This window comes from Lysinibacillus sp. NPDC059133 (assembly GCF_042755925.1).
In the GTDB taxonomy this organism is placed as follows: domain Bacteria; phylum Bacillota; class Bacilli; order Bacillales_A; family Planococcaceae; genus Lysinibacillus.
The window spans coordinates 19,777-41,832 of the sequence record NZ_JBHZDH010000043.1 but is presented as its reverse complement, the minus strand read 5'-3'; the positions used below and the strand labels follow the sequence as shown (position 1 = coordinate 41,832).

The window sequence follows — 22,056 nt, the reverse complement described above, 5'->3', positions numbered from 1 at the left end:
GACCTTTAATATCCGTAATTAAGCAAAAATTTTTTTAAATTGTACTATCAAATACAACTGCCATCGCCACTTTATATCCTTCAGCAGCAGCGACAATTAATGAAGACTGGCCTAATTCAGCTGTCTCCCCCGCTGCATAAACATTTTCCTGTGACGTTCGGCCCGCCTCGTCCACAACCATGCTACCATTTTCATTTAATTGACAACTAAGTTGCTCTGCAAATTGATTTGGACGTATAAAATTAGGTACTATAAAGCCTCCCGTTCTTTCAATTTCAAGTCCTGAACTAAACACTATTTTGTTTAAATAACCATCCTCACCATGTAGATTTTTAATAGGCTCCGTAATGACGGTTATACCTTTTCTTTGAAGTTCATTCAATGTCGGAGCAGAAAGTTCATGACCATTTGTGGCAATCACTAAATCCTCTGACCAGTTATAAACAAGCTTTCCTTTAAAAAGTGTTTGTTCTTCATTTTCAGAAATAATAATTAGCGGTTGATCTCTTAATTCCCATCCATCACAAGTTGGGCAGCTGAATAAACTTTTCCCATAATATTTTCGAATATCAGGAATTGATGGAAATTCCTCTTGAACCCCTGTTGCCAATATTATTCTCTCAGCAACATACTCACCTTCTTCTAACGTCTCAATTTTAAACAAGCCATTTGGTTGTTTCGTAATACTCGTAACCGTGTTTTGATAATAATGTACTGACGGGTATTTTTTCACATCATTCAAAGCTACTTCTTTAAACTCAGCTGGTTTAATTCCATCACGTGTCAGAAATCCATGTGATTCCTGCGTCACACGATTCCGATTAGTTCCATTATCAAATAACGCGACTTTTTTACGAGATCTTCCTAAAATCAAACTAGCGTTTAATCCAGCGCCACCTGCACCGATAATTGCACAATCAAATAATTCCATCATGTAACAGTCCTCCATAAATTGTGTAGAGTACATGTTGTTTCGCTACACAACATGCCTTCAAGGCTCAAATTGAGATTAAAAATTCCTTCTAAGCTACTAGTCGAATTAATCGAAGACTTAAAAGACTCTCTATATCCACGATTAATCAAAAAATAATGGTGGACGATACATCCACTACTATTTTTTCACAAGATCTGATATTTTGCTGTTTTTTAACTCATTCTCCAGTTTTTCTTCAGCAGATAACATTACTTCTTTTATGACACAATTAGGATCGTCATATAAACAGCAATCAAATAAAGACGATTTACCTTCAATTGCATGGATGATATCTAAAAATGAAATATCCTCCCAGTTATGACTAAGAGTATATCCTCCATTGGCACCTGATACAGAATTGATCATTCCCTCTTTTACTAACTTCGTAAGGATTTTAGACAAATACGTAGGAGAAACATTTTGCATCTCTGCTAATGGTTGGACACCAACTGGTTTATTCGGTGCTTCCTTTGCAAGAAAAAGCATTGTGTGTAGTGCATAATTTGTAGCTTTAGAATATTTCATACTATTTTTCACCTCAATTAGAGACTTTACATATCTATAATAGCATCGAATTGTTGCCACTTCAATATTTGTGTCTGTATGTTGATTTTGAGGTGATCATCAACCATTTTCTTAAGATAGCGGCTAACTTTCTCTCTTTAAAACGGACAGCATCTGAAAGATCTGTCCTCTATGATGGGATTCGTGTTCGAGGAGATGGTAAATAACCCATTCTGGTGTGACATCGTAATGAGGGAGTTTTCTAGATTCATGCCAATCCTCTAAGTCCATAGAACGAAAATGGAAAAGCAGTTCATTACGTACACATTGTAAACGGTGTAAATGTTCGTCTAAACTTTGCCCCATTACGTGACTCAACATACCATCCTCATTACGGTCTTCTTGAGGGAATAAGGAACGAATCTCTGTACTCCATTCCCCCCCAAGTACCTCTTCATAGAGCCAGTCTGCCTCAATTAAAGCGATATGATATAACAACGATCCGATTGAGTGTGAGTGACTGTTTAATTTGGCATCAAGCTGTTGCTGACTTATGTCTGATACTTTTTTGATAAGCGTACGCCGAACATCTTCCAAACACCATATCCATCGACCAATCTCTGGTTCAAAATCAGATAAGGAGACGACAACCAAATTTTCTCTTTTCATCTAATGTTCCTCCGTATTCAATTTGCCTATTTGTAGCAATTATAATCTTCTTGATGTTTTGCAAAATATCCTCCTGTTTAGAAATATTATGTAAATTCTAATCAAAATATAAATCCACTTCATGTTAATATGATGGGCCTTATTTTGAATACGATGTTGATTTTAGGTACTCGCCTTCTGTTGTTTCTTCCTTTCCATACAATACGTTGTTTGGGTTGATAATGATGATTAAAACAGCTACCCCAAAATAAAAAATGGCGTTATACATAATTAAATCGAGTAAGTTTCCGTTTATTAGGCCAATAAAAAAGTTAAAGAATTGGTGGATGATGATGGGGATGATTAAATTCTGATTTAAGTTATAACACGCTGTCATGACGATTTTAGTAGACATGATTGCTATCATAAAGAATAGAATATATTTGATTAAATCGATTCCTACAAGCCCTGTAGTAAACCATATGGGCAGATGCCACATCCCCCACCAAAATCCAATAATAATCGAAGCTTTTAATGGTGAATTCTTCTTTTGAAGCTCAAGTTGAGCGAAACCTCTCCACCCTAGTTCCTCTCCTAGTGGTCCAGAAAGAAGGCTTTTAAAAAAGAAGTAAATCAGCATTCCCCATGAAGAAACAGTAAAAATAGAATCTACGTCACTATTTTTCGATACGAAATACAAAATCATCAAAAATATCAAGGTTTGAATCATAATCGTAGTAAGAATCACAGAAAATTTAAGTTTATTGTTGAATTTATCTTTTACAAATTGGATAAAACTTTGCCCTGGATAGATTTTTTTAAATAGAATTACAAAAGCAAAGGTGGAAGACCATGCTGATATGCAAAACATTACATCAATAACCCACGAAGGAAATCCTAACATGCTGATGGCTCCTACAAGACAAAAAAGTGGCAAAAAAATAATATTGGTTAGTACAATAAAGCTAGCTACTGGTTTTTTAAGTTTCTTTTCTCTAAACATACACATTCCCCGCTTCAAACTTAGAATATCTAAAGCTTAAACCTAGGGGTTACTCACAGGTCAATACTTATACCATTAAAATTTCGACAAAAAAAAATACCCTTCAAAAACAATGAAGGGTAAAAAATATTCTTTCTATTCATCGAAATATGTAGTTTTAATTTTTTTCTCGTCCAAAAATTTTTCGATTTTTAGTTGCTGCCTTCCGTTCGCTTTAGTAAAATGCTCTGAAGCAAAATCTGTTATTTCTGTCAAACTACCATTTTCAACCGCTCCAACAATTTCCTCATCAAATTGTGTTAAAGTTGCCCTGATTGATGAAACAAATTCATAAATTGTCTTTGAAGGTTCTTTATAATCATCTGGGATACTATTATTACTTATAAAATCATTGAAATTCGCATCATTCTTTTTCCCTTCAGCTATTAATTTATGTAATTTTTCCTGATCGGATTCAGTAGCATCCTCATAAAGATAAACAATATTTTCCATTTCTTTATCTATCACATGACTATAATCCATATACTTTTTTAAACTTGCTTTCATTTCAGCTTCACTAATATTTTCATTCTCTTTATTAGAAACAAATAGATCGTCAGGAATTTTAACAGGTACATTGCTAACAGATTTTTCCTTACTTTCTTTATCGCTTTCTTCATTGCTCTCTTCGTTAGTCGTTGTATCGTTTAAACAAGCACACATCAATACAACAGTGAATGCCATTAATAAATATAAAGTAAATCTTTTCATTTTAGTCTCCTTCTTAATCCCAGATTTTTAAAAATTGTTAAAGCTTTCACTCCCTTTAATAAATCGGTATTCAATTGTTGAATTAATTGCTGACCATCCATTCATCTGTTGCCAGCATCCTTATTCATACCATATCAAATCATCTCTACATCCTCGTGTGCTTACAATAAAATGATTTTATCTAAAATAAGATCCATCTCATACACATCGTGTCATAGTGTACTAGCTAAATAGTACACTATGACTTCCAAGTTTTCAAGCATCAAATTCAAAAAAAAGGAAGAGCTATTAAATAAATGGCTCTTCCTTCATGAAATTATGTTGAGTAACGTACGCCTCTTTAGCAATGAGGAGGGAAACAATAGGATCACTCGATAGGTACATAAATCTCTAAAAATACACGTTCAAGACCATCTTCATAAGTGGTCAGTAATAGATTTATATAAACTTGTCCCAACAGTTCATATCCTTTTTTTATTGCAAACTTTCTTAAATTCGCTTCCACGTGTTGATCAATACTTTTTCCACCAGTTGACCATCTTCCATCTTCAATAATTGTATAAATACATTTTGGATGAGATAAAATTTCACCTTCTATTTCTTCATCAGGGTCTTCCACTTTTCTTACAATTATAAACTTATCATTTATAATACCTATATCATTGAAATGGATGACTCTTCTTAAAGAGGTGAGCGTAACTGCTTTTTTTAAGCTCTCTGCATTCTTTTTTAAAGTGTCATATTCTTCATACGCAGTAAAATGTTCTATTTCTCCTTTTATTGCTAATGGTTTCAATTCCTTAACTATGTACTTTCCTAAAAATTGTTTGATTTTCTTACAATCTTCTTTTACTAGTTGAATCTTTTTCAAGTTTTTTATATTCTATTTCCAATAAAACTTCTTGTTCTTTTTCTTCTAATAATGATTGAATGCCATCAATACTTTTACTCTTTCTTAATTCTTGGATTTTTTTAATTTCAATATCAATTTCCCTATAGAAATTTACTGTTGTTATATCATAAATATCAAAATGATTGTATTTTCTATACCCATTCTCCATATTTTGCTTTGGCTTTACTAATTCCTTTTCCTCGTAAAATTTCAAGGTATCTCTAGATACACCTAAAAAATTAGCTACTTGCCCAATTGTGTACATTTTAGTCTCCTATCTTGCTGCAAATTTTTTATGATGTTTCACATTATCTTATTTTAACCACTTAACCATATTATACCATTTAGTTAAATAGATAATGCCAGATGATACTCTTCTCTTGTAAATGAGTATAGAATGATAATTTTTCGTATTAGGTTTGATTTTGAGGCACAGAGGCAAAATGAGATGACGACTGTTTATATGGATCAGGATTTCGATTAAGTGAAAAGTTTCTCAAAATTAAATACCGATTTTTTCTTAGCATAGAAAAAATCGGTCTGTTTTTTTAATGAAAGAATGGGCGCAACAATTATAAACCCGCTCCTATCCTACTCGGACTCCCCAACAGTGCAGTCAGGGGAAATTACATCCCACTTTCCAAGCAGCGTCAAGCCAGCTGCTTTAGCTAAGAATGTTGAAGCTTCGTTATCGAGCTGGCATCTATACTGCGGTTCGTATCCCTGCTCATAAGCGTACTTGCAGATTGAACGTACCACTTTGCGAGCATGACCTTTTCCCCTAAAAGATGAAAGAGTCAGTACGCCAAGATCCGCAATTTGCAAATCTTCTTCCCAAGGATACATGCTAGCAGCGCAGACCAAGCGATCTTGCTCAAAAGAGCCGAACACTGCCCAGTGATCCAACTCTACATAAGCGTCATCCAAGTCTTGTTCAGAAGCGGAAGACTCGAACTCTGAGAAAATTGCATCATCTCGTTCTGTTAATTGGCGCAATGTACCTTCCAGATCTTCTTGCAGCAAGACGTTCTTTTCTGCTTCTGAAAAATAAAAAAGATAATCTGCGCCATGCAATGTGACGCCTGCTTCATTTAATTTCTGGCGGAAAATCAGCTCTGACAGTTCTTGTTCTTTAGAAAGGTCTAACTTTTTGGCCATCTCAGGCGTCAAGACTGCCAAAATCCGACCGTCAGCAGTTTCCAGCACCATGACCCGACTGTCTTCGCTCAGGTCAGGGTTGATGGTGACCGTAAAGTTTTCATCGTTGTAGATAACGTCTCCGTTTAAAAATTGCGACTTCCAATAGTCAGTTATCGTTTGTGAAAACATCCTCATTCCCCCTATAATAGAAATCCTATTTAAAAATACCATATTTACCCTATTATTTTCTAACCATTTTGTTTTTCTAATTTTTTCTCCATAGTTCATTTACCTAATTCTAGTAAACATTTACTTCAAAATTGTAATTATTTAATCATTCTCTCGCATTCTTTATTTTTTCGGCTAAGCATTTTTTCACGACTTTCACCTTAAAAAGACACTTAGGACGAATTAGTAGTATTATAAAGCTTCACACCGTGCGAAGCTCAAGTATTTTTATAAGTGTAAAAAAATGCCAAAGAAGATTTTGAAAGAATCTTCAAAGAATAGTTTTTGAAAAATGGTAAAATAAAAGCCTTGCGACACTTTTTATGTAACAAGGCTTGTTAAAGCTGATTCATTTTTAATAAAGATATTTAATTAAAGCCCCGCATTTTTACCCATTTCTCCGTTATCTCAGCGAATTTTTTAACTGCTGGTGAAATAGGCGTTCTGATGGCTAATCCAATCGTTCGAGTTTGCTCTAATTCAAGTGGTATGACCTTTATGGTATCCAATCCTTTAGGGATGATCATTTCCGGTAAAATGCTAATACCTAAATTATTTTCAACCATAGAAAAAATAGAATTTTCGTTCATATTCTCGAATCGAATATTTGGCTGGATATTGTTCTCTTTAAAAAATAGTTGTATATCGTCAAAGCACTGATAAGTTGGCATGATGAAAGGAGCATTTTCTATATCTTCCACCGATAGATATTTGTTGCTATGTAAAGGTGATTGCTCTGATACTACACATAAAAGTGGCTCAGTTTTTAACTTTACAATATCGAATGAATGTAAAGAGGTAGTTTTGTTATTAATAAAACCACAATCCACTTCACTTTCTAGCAACCATTTTTCTATCTCAGCATAGTTTCCTTCTATTAGCTGTATTTCTATATCAGGATATTGCTTCTCCATTTCTTTGATAATATAAGGTATCCAGTTTGTAGATATACTACTAAATACCCCTACCTTTACCGTCCCTTTATTCAATCCGTTAATAGCGTTTACTTCCTGCTTTAACATATCGTTATAGTATAGGATCTCTCGAATAGTGACTAATAAATCCTTCCCATTCTGAGTTAGCTTAATTGCAGAGTTATTCCGAATAAATAAAGGAAAATTAAATTCTTTTTCTAAACTTGTAATGGCATGACTTACAGCAGATTGCGTTAATCCTAATTCCTCCGCGGTTTTCGTAAAGCTATTTACCTCTGCTGCTTTACTAAAAATTTCATACTTCACTAAACTCATCGTCGACACCCCAAGAATTTTTTTCATGTACTTCATTATAATTATTCGCTGTATTAATGACAAACATATACTTATAATCAGAACAAGCTTAGGTAAAACACTGTTTTTATCTAATAAAAACGTAAAGGAGCGTTTATCATGGTACAGAAAATTTTAATTACAGGAGCTGCTGGAAAGATTGGTCAACAGATAACCAATACTTTAATGAAGCAAACAAGCTATCAATTAAGATTGGCAGACATAAATTTATGTCCTTTAGAAAAATTTAAAAAGTCGCCAGATCATGAAGTTACATATTTAGATGTTTCTAGCTTAGAAGATTGTCAGGAAGCATGTAAAAACATAGATATTGTTATTCATTTAGCAGGAGATCCTTCTCCAGATGCAGATTTTTATAGCTCTTTATTAGAGAGTCATATCAAAGGTTCATACAATATATTTAAAGCCGCATCGGATAACGGTGTAACAAGAGTCATAGCTGCTTCAAGTGCTCAAACAGTTGAAGGATATCCACTAGACTTTCAAGTGACCGATTCTTCACCTATTAGACCAAAGAATATGTATGGGGTTAGCAAATGTTTCGTGGAAGCACTTGCATCTTATTTTGCTTATGAGAAACAGTTGCAAAGTATCGCTATCCGTATTGGTGCTTATGACGATTACAAGCCTGAGGGGCAGCCACTTTCAGCTCGAGACATGAGTGCGTATATAAGTCCAGAAGATTTTAGTGATCTTCTTCTAAAAACGATTTCAGCTAAAAACCTGCCTCCCTTTTCAATCTTACATGGTCTATCTGATAATCGTTTTAAACGTTTAAATATTGAAGAAACAAAAAGATTAGTAGGATATACTCCGTATTCAGATGCGTTTAAATTGTGCGGAATTAAGTTTTTTGACCGTTAAACGTTACATACACAAAGCACATATCAATTATGCCGAGGCATAATTGCGTCCGGAGGCTTTGGGCCAACAGATGTTTTTGCGCGAAAGCGAAGCGACAGCGGCAGATGTTTTTTGCGCGAAAGCGTTGCGTCAGCAGCAACGTGTTTTGTTTGTGCGAAAGCGAAGCGACAGCAAAAGGGTTTTATCTACGCGAAAGCGAAGCGGCAGCGGCAATAGCATGATGTTGGTCACTCAGTCGTGTGTTGCTGTCGCTGCAGAGGTCAGCCCCTTTCAGCTCGAGACATGAGTACTGATGTAAGGCAGAAGACTTTAGTGACCTTCTCCTCATCTGTTTCTAGTTTAGAGAAGCAAGAAATGGAATCCATATTTCGATGAAAATTTAAATGTTTATATTTTAATATAAATATTGAAAATATGTATAGGAAATAAAGTGAAACATCAATCAGTGGGGGTTTCCTCCCCCCATTGATTGTTAGTTGAACCGATCGGGCTTTTACGGGCAGTAGATCTCCCACTTATATTTTTTGTTTCACTTAAATCTTGAAGTGGGAGTCTTACTGCCTGTTAATGCGGGATAAAAATGACTCAGATTTCGAACACAGAGATCATTAACCAAAGATTTTATACTAAGGAACTTCCGTGATACGATTTCTGCTAAAAACCTGCCTTTTTTCAATCTTACGTGAAATTTTTAATAAATGTTTTAAACATTTAAATACTGAAAAAACATAAGATTGGTAGGATACATATCGAATTCAGCTTTTTGACCGTTAGACATTACATACAAAGCACATTTAAAAGGAGAATTTTCAGTGAAGAGCCTAACAAAAAACGCTAAAAAGGAAAAAATTATTCAGTCAAAACAGATAGAAAATAAAAAGAAAAAAACTTATACAGACTACTGGAACGAAATTATTAAAGCTCTTATTGCTACCAAGTAAATCTTTAATAATATATTAAATTGATATTAATAACGCCACGGCATATAAGCCCCAACAGAATTTCAGGTAAGTTTTCTGAATTTCCCTATATCCCATTGACGTTTTTGAGGTAGCAATCATCTCAAATTCTATCATGAACTAATTTCAACATCGAGCCCTACACACTTCCGAAAAACGGTCGATTCAAGGTTTTAAATGAACCCCGATTCGACCTTTGCCTCTTCTATCCGATTTAACTACGGTGCGGTGGTATGAATCGTTTGCGCCCATACATTCGGGGATATTAAATATGCTATTAACTTGACTCTATTTTAGTACACTTCTTGCCAATTCGATAAAAACCTTCATTGATGGTGAAATCCATTTCTCTTGATGCCACAGCATTTGAGTAGCAAATCGTATTTCAGATAAATCCCATGGTAAAGCGATCAGTTCTCCCCGCTCCATCTCTTCCTTTATCGCCATTTCAGGTAGTAAGGCAATGCCGAGCCCAACCATTGCGCATTGTTTAATGGCCTCTACACTATTAAACTCTAGTTCCGTTAAGCTGTCGGCCCCCTTCCTCAGTAACGTTCGATAGAAGAAAGTCCGATAAGAGCAACCTTTTTCACTTAATAGAATTTGCTCTCTATTAAAATCTTCTATGCTTAATGTAGAGCGTGTCGCTAATGGATGGTCAGGTGAAACTACCATAAGAAATGGTTCGTCCATTAAAAGCTCTGTATGAAGATCCGTAGATATGACAGGTTCATCCAGCATAAAGATCACATCAACATTTCCTTCTCTCAGACTTTGTTTCAAATGGTCACTAGACAAGGGCCTAAATAAAAGACGAACGTGCGGATATCGTTCGCGAAAAAGCCGGAGCAATGCAGGTAGCCGGTATGTACAGAGCACTTCGTCTGCACCGATTATAACCGTACCAGTTAATTCACCGCTTTGACTTGAGACATACCGAGCCTCCTCTATATCATTTAAAATTTTGTTGGCATAGGGTAACAATTGCTGGCCTGCATCTGTTAAAACAACACTCTTGCCTAAGCGATCCAGCAGCTTAACCCCCAATTCTTCCTCTAAAGCCTTAATTTGCATGGTTACAGTAGACGGAACATAGTTCAATACTTCGGCAGTACGGCTAAAACTGCGTGTGGAAGCAAGCGTCCAAAATGTTTTAAGTTGGCGAATTTCCATTGAGACAGCACCTCTTCATTCAAAAAAATTGAACATTATGGTCAAAAACGTTTCGTTGATTTGATGGTAACAGTACCGTAAAGTAAAAATCAAGCTTCAACACCAAATCTTGTATAACGAAGGAGAATCACATAATGAAAGATTACGAAATTTATTCACTGGGAGATGTCGTGCTGCAATCGGGCGAAAAGTTGCCTCAAGCCTTTCTTGCCTATAAAACCTATGGAGCTTTAAATTCCACCAAGTCAAATGTAATTGTCTACCCTACCTGGTTTGCTGGTCAGCACACTGATAATGAGTGGTTGATTGGACCTGGTAAAGCTCTCGATCCAGACAAATTCTTTATTATTGTGCCTAATATGTTTGGGAATGGTCTTTCTTCCTCCCCAAGCAATACACCAGCCCCTTTCGACAGAGCAAATTTCCCGCTCATAACGATTTATGATAATGTTCGGCTACAACATCAGCTTATAACCGAGAAATTTGGAATTACAAAGATTGCTCTAGTCGTTGGCTGGTCGCTCGGAGCGCTGCAAACCTTTCAATGGGGAACAAGTTATCCTGAGATGGTCGAGCGGATTGCACCGTTTGGCGGAACAGCAAAGACCAGACCACATGCGCAAGTTGTTTTTGAAGGGCTTATCGCGGCATTGCAAGCGGATTCCAATTGGAAGGAAGGCTTCTATACCCATCAGCCTGTAGCAGGACTCGCCGCAATGGGACGTGCCTATGCTCCTTGGGGATTTTCTCAGGCTTATTATTTGGAGCAGCTCTACCAGGTGGAGGGATACTCGACGTTAAAGGCCTATCTGGAAGACTATTGGGATCAAGTGTTTCTTTCTTTTGATGCCAACGACTTAATTGCTATGCTCCGTACAGGAATCAACGGGGATATTAGTGCCAATCCTCAAGACAACAGAAATTTTGAACAGGCATTAAACAAGATCACAGCTCATGCCCTAGTTATGCCAGGATCGACTGATCTGTTTTTTCCTTCTGAGGATAATGCATATGAAGTGAAACATATGTCTAATGCTGTTTTTCGGTCAATCGAATCTAAGTGGGGACATTGCTTTGGAATTGGACAAAACGAACAGGATTCTCTCGTGATAGATAACCATCTAAAACAATTTTTGAAGTCAGCTAGAGCAGAGAACTAGATAATGGATCTTCTTCAAAGTAGCACGTTTTGAGACTCCGTTTTTCGTTGCTGGTAGTCTTCGCCAGAGTCCCGTCGATTACCGAGCAAAAAACTATTACACTCGGAATGCAGCTGTCAATTTTGAAAGACAAAAAGATTGTGCTTGCGCTTGCTACTACACTGCTCTATATAGGAAGATACTCAACACTGTTTACTTACATTACTCCATACTTACAAGCAAATGCCAAGTTGTCGGTAGCTACACTTTCCGGTATTCTGTTGCTCTTTGGTCTTTGCAGTTTCTTCGGCTCCAAATTTGGAGGAGTGATTGCGGATACAAAAGGGCCGAAGTTCATGATCTACATTGGTCTTTCCGTCCAAGCCGGAATGTTACTGCTACTGACTTGGGCAGATGGCTTGATTTATGCTATCATCTCGTTGATCATGATATGGATGGTGGCCACATGGGCGACCTCCCCAGCACAGCAGTTGTATTTGGTTTCCTTAGTCCCACACTCACCTGATATTGCTCTTAGCGTCAACACTTCGTTTATCCAGTTCGGTTTCGCTCTTGGCTCAACTATCGGGGGGCTGGTAATCAGCAGTTGCTCCATAGGTAATCTCGGCTGGTCGGGACTCATAATGGTCTTGCTGGCGCTCCTTCTTGCAGTCCGGTTGTTTGCTTACAGTACTAAACCTGAACATGTAACAAGTAACTAAGACAAAAAAAGTCGATTCCTTTGAAAAGAAGGAAATCGGCTTTTTAGTTTTGAATTTACTTAACATACAAAATTTCGCTCCAGGCTATCCATTTTTCATCAATTTGTTTGTAAAGTAAATTCCGGGTGTTCACCAATGGTTTGCTCTAATAACTTAAATAGCTGTTGTTTTAAATGGTGATCGAAGAAATCTAGTGAGTAATCGTTAATAAAGTGGTGAGCACTTCGTATATTGACTCCCTCCATCTTTTCATATAACGGTAAAAACGAGTAAAAATCAGAAAAACCCATATGCGTCATATTTTTAATTTGAAGCCAATAATTTTTATGTTGTGCAACATCCTTATCCTTCGATAAAGTTGCCTCTATTAATCCACCGAAGTCCTCTGTACCTGTGCCCTCATCGGCAGTCATCACCATAAAGGGTTTCTTCAACTCGCCCGCGGAAACTGGACGTTTGCCATATGGAAATCCATCCATATTGATAGCTGCTTTAATTCTAGAATCCCTCATTACCATCTGAGTAGCTGTTGCTCCACCGAATGAATGACCAAACATACCTATATTTTGCATATCCATACGGCCTGTAAAACGATGGTCTGGATCCGCTTTGGCCAACTTTTCCACTTGGTCCAGTACAAATTTTGCATCTTCCACCCAAACTTCATTAGCTTCATTCCAATAAGTAACTGAATCCGAATCTTGCGGTACATAATTAGCTACTCGTCCATCTGAAAAAATAGAAACTACACTACTGTAGGTGTGATCTATACTTACGACAATATATCCATGACTGACTAATTGTTCGATCTGAAAAGTGTTCTGATTTTTATGTCCATTAAAACCATGTGAGAAAATAAGTACAGGATAAGAGGATTCCTGATTGGATATCATCACATTCTTAATGGCATTTGTTTTGATATAGCCAAAAGTTGTAAATAATAGTTTGGGTAGATCCATCACTTTACTGTACGCCTCGGCAAATACATCCCCATCAGAGTGGTACTTAACCGTTTCACCTTCAGCCGTGGCATCAGCAGGATACCAGATTTGTACCATTAACTCTCGCTTGTCGCCAGATTCGGGTGTTAGATTTTCTTCCCGCTGATTATCCCGCCAATCATAGGTTACTGTACCAATTTTGTACGGTCCTTTGGGCTTCTCAAAGGTGAACACTGGAAATATAATCGGTAGAGCCACTGCTACGAATGAATAAATCACTGATAGCGCAGATAGTGTAATCAGCTTTGCAGTGGATGCCTTGTTGGCTCCTCCCTCTTCAGGCTTAGATTTCAATCTGATGACTAGAATTACTAGTGGGACTACTGTCATCGTATAGGCAGGAATCATTTGCCAACGCACACCTTCAATAACCCCATGAAGCAATGTAATGATGGCGGAATTACCAAAACCAATAAGCAACAGACGCTGCGATTTGTTCTTAGCGAATATGAACCAAACGAATAGAAAAATATTGAAAACAATTAGTAATATTTCAAAAAACCTCATAATTCTATAACCGCTCTCCTTACGATTGCTAATTAAATACAACATACTTCTGTTGGGGCAGACTCAAGCATTTGCTGGATTCCTTTCTGACCGCATTCATAAAATTCACCGAATTCTTCAAAAAAGTTCAATAATCAATCTTTATTTTTTTGCGCTTTTTCCTATAATAATTTCTGCAATTTTCACAGCATATTCTTCACTATCAAAATCCTCATAATTACTTAATACCGCAATCGTTAAACCTTCTTCTAGGAAGCGCATAAAGTGTGAAGGATAGCCAGCCCATTGTCCTGAATGTTCCAAGTAATGACTATCAAAAGTTTCGCCAATAGACAAGCCAAAACCATAATCTTCATTATCAATAATTAGCTTACCCGCTGAAGAAGTTTTCGGACCTACCTCTCCCATTCTTTTAACAAGCTTTTTCCCACCAACAGTACCTGTAGCGAAGTTTTGTCCCCATTTTACTAAATCCTCAACATTTGTATGGACCGCTCCATCGCCCGTATGTTCCCAAGGACTTTCATAAATTTCAAATGCCTCTTGCTCATTCTTCGAATAACCACGAGCAATCGAAATATTGGTAGGATAGCCATCCACGATTGTTGTGTCATTCATATTTAAAGGCTCAAAAATACGCTCCTTCGAAAATTCGCGCAAAGATTTTCCACTAGCTTTTTCAACTACTAAAGATAATAAGAAATACCCTGTGTTACTATACTCAAATTTTGTTCCGACAGGAAAATCTGCAATTTGATACTTTTCAAGATGTTCTAGAGATTGCTCAGCAGTTAATTTATCCTTATCTGAAATTCCCGCTTTCTCAGCTAATTCCATATAATCTACTAATCCACCAGTATGATGAATTAGATGTCTTAGAGTGACAGGTTCAGCATATGCTCCTAGAGAAGGTATATAATTTAAAATTGAATCGTCTAAACTCAGTTTACCCTCTTGTTCTAATAACAAAATGGCGAATGCTGTGAATTGTTTAGAGACAGATGCAAGATTAAAAATGGTTTTTGTTGTGATCGGTCGTTTTTTTTCTATCGATTCTAAACCAACAGCCCCCTTAAAAGTTAAACCATCATCGAAACTTGCAATATAAGCACAACCTGGTTCATTTGGTGAAAGGTTGTTAAATAATTGTTGAATTGCTACATCTGTTGTTTGATTGTATGCTTTATTCATTTAAATTCACCTCATTAAGAATTTGATTAAATTTTCCACCACTGCCCCATTATAAAGCTTCACATGGTGTGAACCTCAAGTCTTTAAAACGAATAAAGCATCATCATCATTTGGCATAATATTTGTTGTCATGCCCTCGATTGTAAAATCAGGTGTGAAATAAAATACCACTTCTTTCGTTGTTTCCTTTACAATACTTGCTAATACAGCTTCAACATTTGGTCGAATTGCTTTTTGCCTTTTCCCAACATGATTTAAATTTGATAATTGGATTCCTCATATAAATCACCTCTTTTGATTTTTGAAAAAGCATTATTCATTTACTGGGTAAAACCGAGATAGTCGACAACTCTCTAATTCTTCCAACCTAACATTATCTACGATCTCCTTCGCAATCAATTTACTAATAATAGGAGATAACGTGATTGCTGAATGCATAACTGCTATATAAAGTCCTTTTATTTGATCATGAAAACCAACAATGGGGTATCCGTCTTTAGGCATTGGTCGCAACCCTACTAGAATACTATTTAACACAAGATGTTCCCCTTCATTCAAATCATTACGAAGGGTTTCAAAAGCCCTTTTTCCAACCTCTCCTGGTCCGTTTTCTCCATGATCATCCAAATAATCTTCAGCAGCAATTAGAGTAGTATCGGATAGTTGCCTTGCTTCAAATCTTGAATTGGAAATTAATGTATGAATAAGCTTTTTTGGAGATTTCATACGAATAATAATAGAAGGCGATGACTCAACAGGAACATCTAGACCCAGCGGCTTACAAAGCTCAGGTAACGATGTACCAGTTGCCAAAATAATGACATCTGATTCTATATAACCTTTTGAAGTATGTATGCCAACAACTTTTGCGTCCTCCTTTTTAAATTGTGTTACTTTTGTATCGAACAATATATTTACCCCGTTTTCTTGCGCTTTCTTTACTAAAAGATTCGTTAGGAAATTAGGGTCTACCGCACCTTCTTTAAAAGCATATAGAGCTTCATCAGGATATTCTTTTAAATGAGGCTCTAACTCCGAAACTTGTTGCCGAGTTATTTTTTCTACATAAGATTTATTGATGTTTACGAGATTTCCCCATGAAAGGGCGCCATTCCAATCTACCTTTAATTCTGGTATCTCTTTTTCCAATACATGATATTCTGCTAATGACCCGTCGTACAAATGTTGGAAGTTATCTGGAACACGCCCTGAAGGATTAATCCAAGCAAAGGAATTTGCTGTTACGCCACATCCTGCTTTTGAATGACTCTCAACTAATGTGACATCCTGATTTTCTTTTGATAGATTATAAGCAATAGACGCGCCAACAATTCCTGCACCAACAATTATAACCTTTTGCTTTTTAGTCATGACGATTCCTCCTTGTTCTGCTTATATAATTTACTGTATACGAATCCGATAAATGGAAAATAATGAATTTTCTAATAGATACTCCAAAAAGAGTTTGTATTCACAATTGGCTCTGGTCACACGGATATGTGGAGGGTGTTGCTTATGGCATTGCATTAGCGATAACAAATGAGCGCGCAGCCGGACGACTTTACAACATAGCAGAGCTTCAGACAAGAACGATGGTGGATTTCATTCGTGCTATAAGAGTGGAATAAAGCGTAACGTATTGCCGTAAATAATTTGCGGAAAAATTCAAAATTTTCATTAAACTAATCTTCCGTACGAATCTGCCCTGTTCAAAAAGCTTTTTCAACAATCTGGCCCTTTAACGGAATAACTTATTTCACTCAACAGTTCCTTAATCGATTTTTAAATTCAGATGTTCTTTTCCTTTTCACTTTAAAACACCCCTTTAGACTAAAGAAATCTAAAGGCGTAAAAGTACAACTTTTTTCAAATCTACACGTGGATAGTTATGCCCCTATTATAAAGCTTCACATGACGTGAACCTCAAGTCTTTTTCGGATAAAAAATAAGGGCAACCAATACAAGACGGTCGAGATGTTTACACCAACAAACTTCTTCATCACGTCCAGCCTAAGCAAAGACTCCCCTTCAAATTAGCATTTTTTGATAGCAATACCTACTTCAGTGACATATTTATCTCTATCTAATGTAATAAACTCATCTGTATAATATTTTTCTATAAAAGGACCCTCTAAACGATATCCATTTGAATGAGCCCAGTCATATAACGCATTATAAGCATAATTAATATTGTCATAATTACCTATATGTATAGTATAAATATAATTTGTTTCCTCAAAAAATTTTATTCTAGTATCTTTTACTTCCTCTTCTACTATTATTGGTTGACATACTTCTACATCATATCGAGAATCATCCCTCACCTCCTTTGAATGAAAAATCGCAAAATGTTTACCGTTCAAAATTGGATTCAATTGATTGACGGATAGAATAAGTTGTTGGATTAACAACTCCAAGCCATTTTCATCGACAACTTCTCTTAAACATAAAGCATGAAATGGTTTTTTTACTCCACAAAATACATCATAGGTATTCACCCTTTTTGTCGTATTTTTCGGTACAATATAGGTTTTCATTTCCTCAATAAGTTGATAATATTCAATTGTTTTGTCATACAATTCGCCAATCTTCTGTTCATATTTGTCTTTGATTGTTACGGAATCCATATTCAGCACATTTTTTATTTCATCAATGGAGAAATGGTATTTCCGCAATAATTTAATTTTATTCGCTATGGCTATATCTTCGTTCGTATAATATCGATAACCGTTCGTTTCATCTTTTTTAGGTTTTAATAAGGCCTTCTCATCATAATACCTTAACATTCTTTGTGATATATTATTCATTCTCGAAAACTCTCCGATTTTATACAACAAAAACACCTCCTTTGATTGAACAGGCTAGCTCAATAAAATGGTGAATCCTACTCCTTATCTCACTAATGAATTATGAAAAATGGACAGATCTATATAATAGATGAAGATACAAGAGCAAAATCCATTTTAATCTGGAATATCTTTGGTTATCTGCCGTTTTCTAATTCTCTCACATGTACTTTTACAGTTAAGCGGTAAATTCATGTGATGGAAGAAGTAACTGCTAGATAGAAGACATTATTAAACTTCACACAATGTGAACCTCAATTCATAATGAAATCAGTCGTGATTGTTTGTTTCTTCATAAACTTTATCCCATCATAAGCTCAATCTAAAAATATTCGTTAGTTTTTATCGCAGTAAAAGGACCGTTAGAAACAATCGTTCCCCATATCATGACCCCTCTATGGTTCACAATGGTAGGTGCAATCGTTACGACAAAATTCCTCTAGTATATGTTTATCCTCAAAATTAATTTTTTATTAAGCAACTAATGCATCCTTTAGATTAATAAAGATATCCTAGTAAATCGATCTTGCCATTTTCCCATTTTAAATCGCCTACTTCTTTAATCATAAGTTCATTCATTTTTTCATGTCCTATTCCGTAAGTTGTTTGATTTTCATCGTCTATTTTTAGCCATGTACACTCATTATTTACAGACTTGAATCCTGCATTTAAGTACAATTTTTTGTTATCTGCAAACAAAAGTAAAAAATCAACCGACTTCCCTTCACAGAAATCATCTATTTTCGAGAGTAGTAATGAACCTATTCCCTGTGAGCGCTTCATTTTTGATACACATAAGTCGATGATGCCAAGAACCCTTATAGGTTTCCCGTTTAAATTCATTACTCTATAATCCAAGCCCACTTGACCAACAAGGTGATTTTTGTCATCAATTGCTATGAATCTAAAATGCGGTAATTGTTTAAAGTAAATCCTATCTTTTGGATAATCTTCAGTAAAGCACTCTACTAATAATCGTTGTAATTTAATTCTTAATGGACCATTAATTTCATATTCAAAAATCTTCTCAATTTTCAATCCGATCTCTCCCTATCGATATGTCTTAAGAAATAATACTCATACTAAATTTTCTTATAAATAAACCTGACTCTGACTGATAGTTCAATATCCAGCGTTTTCAACATCTGACGCTACGCTTTTTATCCTAGAAAACCTCTTCAAACACTATCAAAAATTATCAATCAGCATAGTTATACAACTATAAACATATTCAAGACAGTTAAAATGAATCACTTTTGTCAGCTATAATTCGCCATCTTCTACCATTAACCAATTCACAATTGCTATGATTGGGAATGAAATTAATGCTGTTAAAATTGCAATAACAGGTGCTATACTAAGTGTTCTCGCTACATAGATAAGATACATAATTGGCGCAAGTAATAGAATACTTGGAACTATCCATCCTGTAACTGCTACATAATGATACTTAGCCTTCGCCCAATTTACTTTGGAAATAATCGGTAAAATCAACAGTATACAAATGATCGCAGGAATCGTAAATGCGTAACTAATACCTTTGAACGTAAGACTTGTTATCACAGCCAAAACAATCCATAAAACTTGCGTACTCATGGCAAAGTTCGCAGGACCATATTTTTTTGAAATCCACTTCGCAAAAAAGAAACAGAACACAATAGCAAGTAAGACCATCAACGTAAGAATCAACGGATCATACGTACCAAACATAATCAACCCATCTTCATCTATCTCAATGTTAAATACAAATGATAAAAGACGAATTAGAAGGAAATAGAAAATGAAAATGGAAACAAGACTTCCAATCATCGCTAATAAACTATAAGCAAATCCTTTAATCTGTGTCACTTTCTTTTTAAAGCTGAAGAAAAATATTGCAACTGTTAAGACAAGTAAAACAATCATCAATGGGATTACAAACTTTTCCGAATACACAATTAATGTTTTTTTCATTAATGGAAAGTAAATCGCATTACCTTTATTTTCTTCTATAGCTTGAAACTCTTTTGCGTTCATCATCATATACTTTTTCACTAAAGGAAGAGCATAGTCACCAAAGTGACGAATTGTTTCCTCGTCACTATTTTCTACACGATCTATCGCTGCATGATAGGCCTCTAATCCACCCATATTAGCAAAATTATACCCTAATTTTTTTGTCTCTTTTAATTCGTCAAAGTCTGTATAATTCGGCATCTTTTTATACATTTCAGCAGCAAAGGAGTATGCTACAGGGTATGGAACAATCTCTTTATACAACTGCATTAACTTTAAATCATTTGAACTTGTTTCAAACAAAATCGGTACCCCTGTATTGCCTCTTGCTTCGAAATTGATCATAACGCGTACTTGGTCTAATATATCTGTTCGATCTAGTAAAGCAGTCGCTCCAAGTGTTCCTTCCTCTTCACCGTCTGTTAGAACAATATAGATTGTATTTTTAGGTGCCGGCATTTGTTTTAATGCTCTTGCCGTCTCCATAATAGTGACAACTCCATAACCATCATCTGCTGCTCCAGGAGTTTCTGGTGCAGAATCATAATGAGCTGTTAATAAAACTGCATTATCATCACCGGATGTCCCTTGGATTTTTGCAATAATATTTTCAACATTCTCTGCACCTATTTCTGCAGCATACTTCTCATCTATATCTTTAACTGGCTTCGATTGAATTTCGACAGGCACATCTATATTTTGAAAGTGTTTTACAATATAATCTCTTACCTTTTTATTCGCAGGAGAGCCTATTGGATGTGGCTCCTTTGCTACTTCTTTTAAATAATTAAGCGCTCGATCCGATGAAAAATCCTTTTCTATTTCTCCCACTTCCTCTTGAGAAGGACTTAAAAATTGACTAAAACTTATAAAAAACGTTAACAATGCAAGTAATATTGCAAACACAAGTAATCTTCTTTTTTTCAACTTTTTCTCTCCTTATTCTTCTACTTACTTAAAACTGAATTTTATAGCTAGCTAGACATAATATAAGTTTTCATTTATTTTCCAATCTACTCTCAAGAATAATTGGCTCAACAAATAAAACTAACCGAACGGTCAATTAAATTGTACTTAAAACTAACCGAACGGTCAAGAACTTTGATTTGTGATATAATGATTAAAATGTGACAACCATTCTCTTAGGAGGTACGTTAATGATAGATGGAAGAGAAAAAAAGGGAAATAAAACAAAAGAGGCATTACTAAATGCTACGATATCTTTAATAGCAGAAAATGGTTTAGAGGCGCTAAGTGCTAACAGCATTGCAAAGAAGGCAAATGTCAGTAAAGCAAGTGTATTCCATCACTTCGGTTCTATGGAGTCCATCCAACAAGAAGCTTTTATTTATTCTGATGTCCTCATGAATGATTCATTAGCAAAAATTTATAATGAGTCGATAGAAACAGATTCTTTTTCTGATATTATGGTAAAATATTTTCTTTTTTTTATTGATGAACAGAATAAAGAATACTTAAATTTGATTAATGTTCAAATGCAATTTTTAGTGAAAGCATCCTACGATCAAGAGTTTGAAGACCTTATCTTTAGTAAAGACTCAGAAAAAACACCGTTTGATTTATTTGAGCTTTTATTAAATGATTTTTATGGTGATAAACTAACCCCTTCTGACATTGAACTAGTGGATGATTTAATAGTAACTTATATAAATGGATTTGCGACTTTTTTAATCTCTACGACGGACAAGGAATGGCTCCTTTCATTGTGGAAAGAACAAATTAAAATGACCGAAATCTATATTCAAACACTCATAGACAAGAAATAATTAAAAGGTAAAATACAAAAGTTCTTTCCATTCTAACTGACATTTTTAGATAAAAACGAATCTATTCATACATGTATTGATAGATTCGGTTTTTTATATTTTCAAATTTTTTTAATATTACATCATGTCCACCTTCATAAAAAGCACAACGAATATCAAAACCCATTTTTCTTTCTTCAATATAAAGAACTATATGATTCAAAATATGATTGTTTGAATTGAAGAGCATTTGTTTAAGAGGTCTTCTTTGATAAGACTAAGTGAAGAAATGGGCTATTCTTTCTATTATTGTTCCCTATCAATTATGCCTCGGCATAATGGCATCCGGAATCGGCTTTGTGCTTGGCTGTTCATCTAAAAAAGATAAATGCTTAAACTTGCTAAAAGCTTTCACGGTGCTTTACCATAGTTAAGCAATGATATGTGACAGTATCCATTACTCTTA

The 22,056-nt window shown here is 35.4% G+C and carries 19 protein-coding genes and 2 pseudogenes; 6 read left to right on the top strand and 15 right to left on the bottom strand.

The genetic code is table 11. The features are described from left to right. Positions 1 to 34: 34 nt before the first annotated feature. The 8 genes and pseudogenes from ACFXN8_RS19240 to ACFXN8_RS19205 form a co-directional block, all read right to left on the bottom strand. Positions 35 to 931 (bottom strand): NAD(P)/FAD-dependent oxidoreductase, encoded by an 897-nt coding sequence (locus tag ACFXN8_RS19240; RefSeq protein ID WP_386847301.1) that lies wholly within the window; start codon positions 929 to 931, stop codon positions 35 to 37. A gap of 180 nt (positions 932 to 1,111) precedes the next feature. Then, positions 1,112 to 1,498, bottom strand: a complete 387-nt coding sequence (locus tag ACFXN8_RS19235) for an Rrf2 family transcriptional regulator (protein ID WP_376074242.1) — start codon at positions 1,496 to 1,498, stop codon at positions 1,112 to 1,114. Positions 1,499 to 1,621: 123 nt separating this feature from the next. Then, on the bottom strand, positions 1,622 to 2,146 hold the full coding sequence (locus ACFXN8_RS19230; RefSeq protein WP_386847291.1) for a DinB family protein: 525 nt from the start codon (positions 2,144 to 2,146) through the stop codon (positions 1,622 to 1,624). Between the two features lie 139 nt (positions 2,147 to 2,285). Continuing rightward, the gene (locus ACFXN8_RS19225) at positions 2,286 to 3,128 is read right to left on the bottom strand and encodes a CPBP family intramembrane glutamic endopeptidase (RefSeq protein WP_386847290.1); all 843 of its coding nucleotides are present in this window, start codon (positions 3,126 to 3,128) and stop codon (positions 2,286 to 2,288) included. Positions 3,129 to 3,263: 135 nt separating this feature from the next. Next, positions 3,264 to 3,878, bottom strand: a complete 615-nt coding sequence (locus tag ACFXN8_RS19220; protein WP_386847289.1) for an NDxxF motif lipoprotein — start codon at positions 3,876 to 3,878, stop codon at positions 3,264 to 3,266. 367 nt (positions 3,879 to 4,245) lie between these two features. Continuing rightward, positions 4,246 to 5,035: pseudogene (locus tag ACFXN8_RS19215) on the bottom strand (MerR family transcriptional regulator). Between the two features lie 326 nt (positions 5,036 to 5,361). Beyond that, positions 5,362 to 6,099, bottom strand: a complete 738-nt coding sequence (locus tag ACFXN8_RS19210) for a GNAT family N-acetyltransferase (RefSeq protein ID WP_386847288.1) — start codon at positions 6,097 to 6,099, stop codon at positions 5,362 to 5,364. Positions 6,100 to 6,506: 407 nt separating this feature from the next. Further along, entirely contained in the window at positions 6,507 to 7,388 is an 882-nt protein-coding gene (locus tag ACFXN8_RS19205; RefSeq protein ID WP_386847287.1) for a LysR family transcriptional regulator, read from the bottom strand. A 138-nt stretch (positions 7,389 to 7,526) separates the two neighbouring features. Between ACFXN8_RS19205 and ACFXN8_RS19200 the strand changes: the two genes are divergently transcribed. Further along, positions 7,527 to 8,291 carry an NAD-dependent epimerase/dehydratase family protein gene (locus ACFXN8_RS19200; RefSeq protein WP_386847286.1) on the top strand — a complete coding sequence of 255 codons (765 nt, stop codon included), beginning with the start codon at positions 7,527 to 7,529 and terminating at the stop codon, positions 8,289 to 8,291. A gap of 812 nt (positions 8,292 to 9,103) precedes the next feature. Further along, positions 9,104 to 9,232, top strand: a complete 129-nt coding sequence (locus ACFXN8_RS19195) for a hypothetical protein (protein WP_386847285.1) — start codon at positions 9,104 to 9,106, stop codon at positions 9,230 to 9,232. A gap of 306 nt (positions 9,233 to 9,538) precedes the next feature. On the opposite strand, the gene ACFXN8_RS19190 is transcribed toward ACFXN8_RS19195, so the two are convergent. Continuing rightward, positions 9,539 to 10,423: a LysR family transcriptional regulator gene (locus ACFXN8_RS19190; RefSeq protein WP_386847284.1), complete on the bottom strand. Its 885-nt coding sequence runs from the start codon at positions 10,421 to 10,423 to the stop codon at positions 9,539 to 9,541. A gap of 134 nt (positions 10,424 to 10,557) precedes the next feature. On the opposite strand from ACFXN8_RS19190, the gene ACFXN8_RS19185 reads away from it, so the two are divergent. Together ACFXN8_RS19185 and ACFXN8_RS19180 are read left to right on the top strand one after the other, a co-directional pair. Next, complete coding sequence (locus ACFXN8_RS19185; protein ID WP_386847283.1) at positions 10,558 to 11,583, top strand: alpha/beta fold hydrolase; 1,026 nt, start codon at positions 10,558 to 10,560, stop codon at positions 11,581 to 11,583. 47 nt (positions 11,584 to 11,630) lie between these two features. Further along, a pseudogene (locus tag ACFXN8_RS19180) lies at positions 11,631 to 12,284 on the top strand (MFS transporter); the annotation flags it as partial. A 98-nt stretch (positions 12,285 to 12,382) separates the two neighbouring features. Here the strand turns inward: ACFXN8_RS19180 and ACFXN8_RS19175 are convergent. The 3 genes from ACFXN8_RS19175 to ACFXN8_RS19165 form a co-directional block, all read right to left on the bottom strand. Then, positions 12,383 to 13,792 (bottom strand): alpha/beta hydrolase family protein, encoded by a 1,410-nt coding sequence (locus ACFXN8_RS19175; RefSeq protein ID WP_386847282.1) that lies wholly within the window; start codon positions 13,790 to 13,792, stop codon positions 12,383 to 12,385. Between the two features lie 141 nt (positions 13,793 to 13,933). Then, positions 13,934 to 14,983, bottom strand: a complete 1,050-nt coding sequence (locus ACFXN8_RS19170; protein WP_386847281.1) for a serine hydrolase domain-containing protein — start codon at positions 14,981 to 14,983, stop codon at positions 13,934 to 13,936. 312 nt (positions 14,984 to 15,295) lie between these two features. Next, positions 15,296 to 16,354, bottom strand: a complete 1,059-nt coding sequence (locus tag ACFXN8_RS19165; protein WP_386847280.1) for an NAD(P)/FAD-dependent oxidoreductase — start codon at positions 16,352 to 16,354, stop codon at positions 15,296 to 15,298. Between the two features lie 62 nt (positions 16,355 to 16,416). Here ACFXN8_RS19165 and ACFXN8_RS19160 point away from each other — a divergent pair, with 62 nt between their 5' ends. Then, the gene (locus tag ACFXN8_RS19160; RefSeq protein WP_386847279.1) at positions 16,417 to 16,611 is read left to right on the top strand and encodes a hypothetical protein; all 195 of its coding nucleotides are present in this window, start codon (positions 16,417 to 16,419) and stop codon (positions 16,609 to 16,611) included. 405 nt (positions 16,612 to 17,016) lie between these two features. Here the strand turns inward: ACFXN8_RS19160 and ACFXN8_RS19155 are convergent, their stop codons facing one another. From ACFXN8_RS19155 to ACFXN8_RS19145, 3 genes are all read right to left on the bottom strand, one after another. After that, positions 17,017 to 17,817 (bottom strand): MerR family transcriptional regulator, encoded by an 801-nt coding sequence (locus tag ACFXN8_RS19155; protein ID WP_386847278.1) that lies wholly within the window; start codon positions 17,815 to 17,817, stop codon positions 17,017 to 17,019. 510 nt (positions 17,818 to 18,327) lie between these two features. Next, complete coding sequence (locus ACFXN8_RS19150) at positions 18,328 to 18,867, bottom strand: GNAT family N-acetyltransferase (protein WP_386847277.1); 540 nt, start codon at positions 18,865 to 18,867, stop codon at positions 18,328 to 18,330. Positions 18,868 to 19,092: 225 nt separating this feature from the next. Continuing rightward, positions 19,093 to 20,751 carry a M28 family peptidase gene (locus ACFXN8_RS19145; protein WP_386847276.1) on the bottom strand — a complete coding sequence of 553 codons (1,659 nt, stop codon included), beginning with the start codon at positions 20,749 to 20,751 and terminating at the stop codon, positions 19,093 to 19,095. A 230-nt stretch (positions 20,752 to 20,981) separates the two neighbouring features. On the opposite strand from ACFXN8_RS19145, the gene ACFXN8_RS19140 reads away from it, so the two are divergent. After that, positions 20,982 to 21,611, top strand: coding sequence for a TetR/AcrR family transcriptional regulator (locus ACFXN8_RS19140; protein WP_386847275.1), 630 nt, complete (start codon positions 20,982 to 20,984; stop codon positions 21,609 to 21,611). Positions 21,612 to 22,056: the final 445 nt, after the last annotated feature.

Coding starts and splice junctions, on each gene's coding strand:
- ACFXN8_RS19240 (WP_386847301.1), bottom strand. CDS start 931: ATGGAATTATTTGATTGTGCAATTATCGGTGCAGGTGGCGCTGGATTA.
- ACFXN8_RS19235 (WP_376074242.1), bottom strand. CDS start 1,498: ATGAAATATTCTAAAGCTACAAATTATGCACTACACACAATGCTTTTT.
- ACFXN8_RS19230 (WP_386847291.1), bottom strand. CDS start 2,146: ATGAAAAGAGAAAATTTGGTTGTCGTCTCCTTATCTGATTTTGAACCA.
- ACFXN8_RS19225 (WP_386847290.1), bottom strand. CDS start 3,128: ATGTTTAGAGAAAAGAAACTTAAAAAACCAGTAGCTAGCTTTATTGTA.
- ACFXN8_RS19220 (WP_386847289.1), bottom strand. CDS start 3,878: ATGAAAAGATTTACTTTATATTTATTAATGGCATTCACTGTTGTATTG.
- ACFXN8_RS19210 (WP_386847288.1), bottom strand. CDS start 6,099: ATGTTTTCACAAACGATAACTGACTATTGGAAGTCGCAATTTTTAAAC.
- ACFXN8_RS19205 (WP_386847287.1), bottom strand. CDS start 7,388: ATGAGTTTAGTGAAGTATGAAATTTTTAGTAAAGCAGCAGAGGTAAAT.
- ACFXN8_RS19200 (WP_386847286.1), top strand. CDS start 7,527: ATGGTACAGAAAATTTTAATTACAGGAGCTGCTGGAAAGATTGGTCAA.
- ACFXN8_RS19190 (WP_386847284.1), bottom strand. CDS start 10,423: ATGGAAATTCGCCAACTTAAAACATTTTGGACGCTTGCTTCCACACGC.
- ACFXN8_RS19185 (WP_386847283.1), top strand. CDS start 10,558: ATGAAAGATTACGAAATTTATTCACTGGGAGATGTCGTGCTGCAATCG.
- ACFXN8_RS19175 (WP_386847282.1), bottom strand. CDS start 13,792: ATGAGGTTTTTTGAAATATTACTAATTGTTTTCAATATTTTTCTATTC.
- ACFXN8_RS19170 (WP_386847281.1), bottom strand. CDS start 14,983: ATGAATAAAGCATACAATCAAACAACAGATGTAGCAATTCAACAATTA.
- ACFXN8_RS19165 (WP_386847280.1), bottom strand. CDS start 16,354: ATGACTAAAAAGCAAAAGGTTATAATTGTTGGTGCAGGAATTGTTGGC.
- ACFXN8_RS19160 (WP_386847279.1), top strand. CDS start 16,417: ATGAATTTTCTAATAGATACTCCAAAAAGAGTTTGTATTCACAATTGG.
- ACFXN8_RS19140 (WP_386847275.1), top strand. CDS start 20,982: ATGATAGATGGAAGAGAAAAAAAGGGAAATAAAACAAAAGAGGCATTA.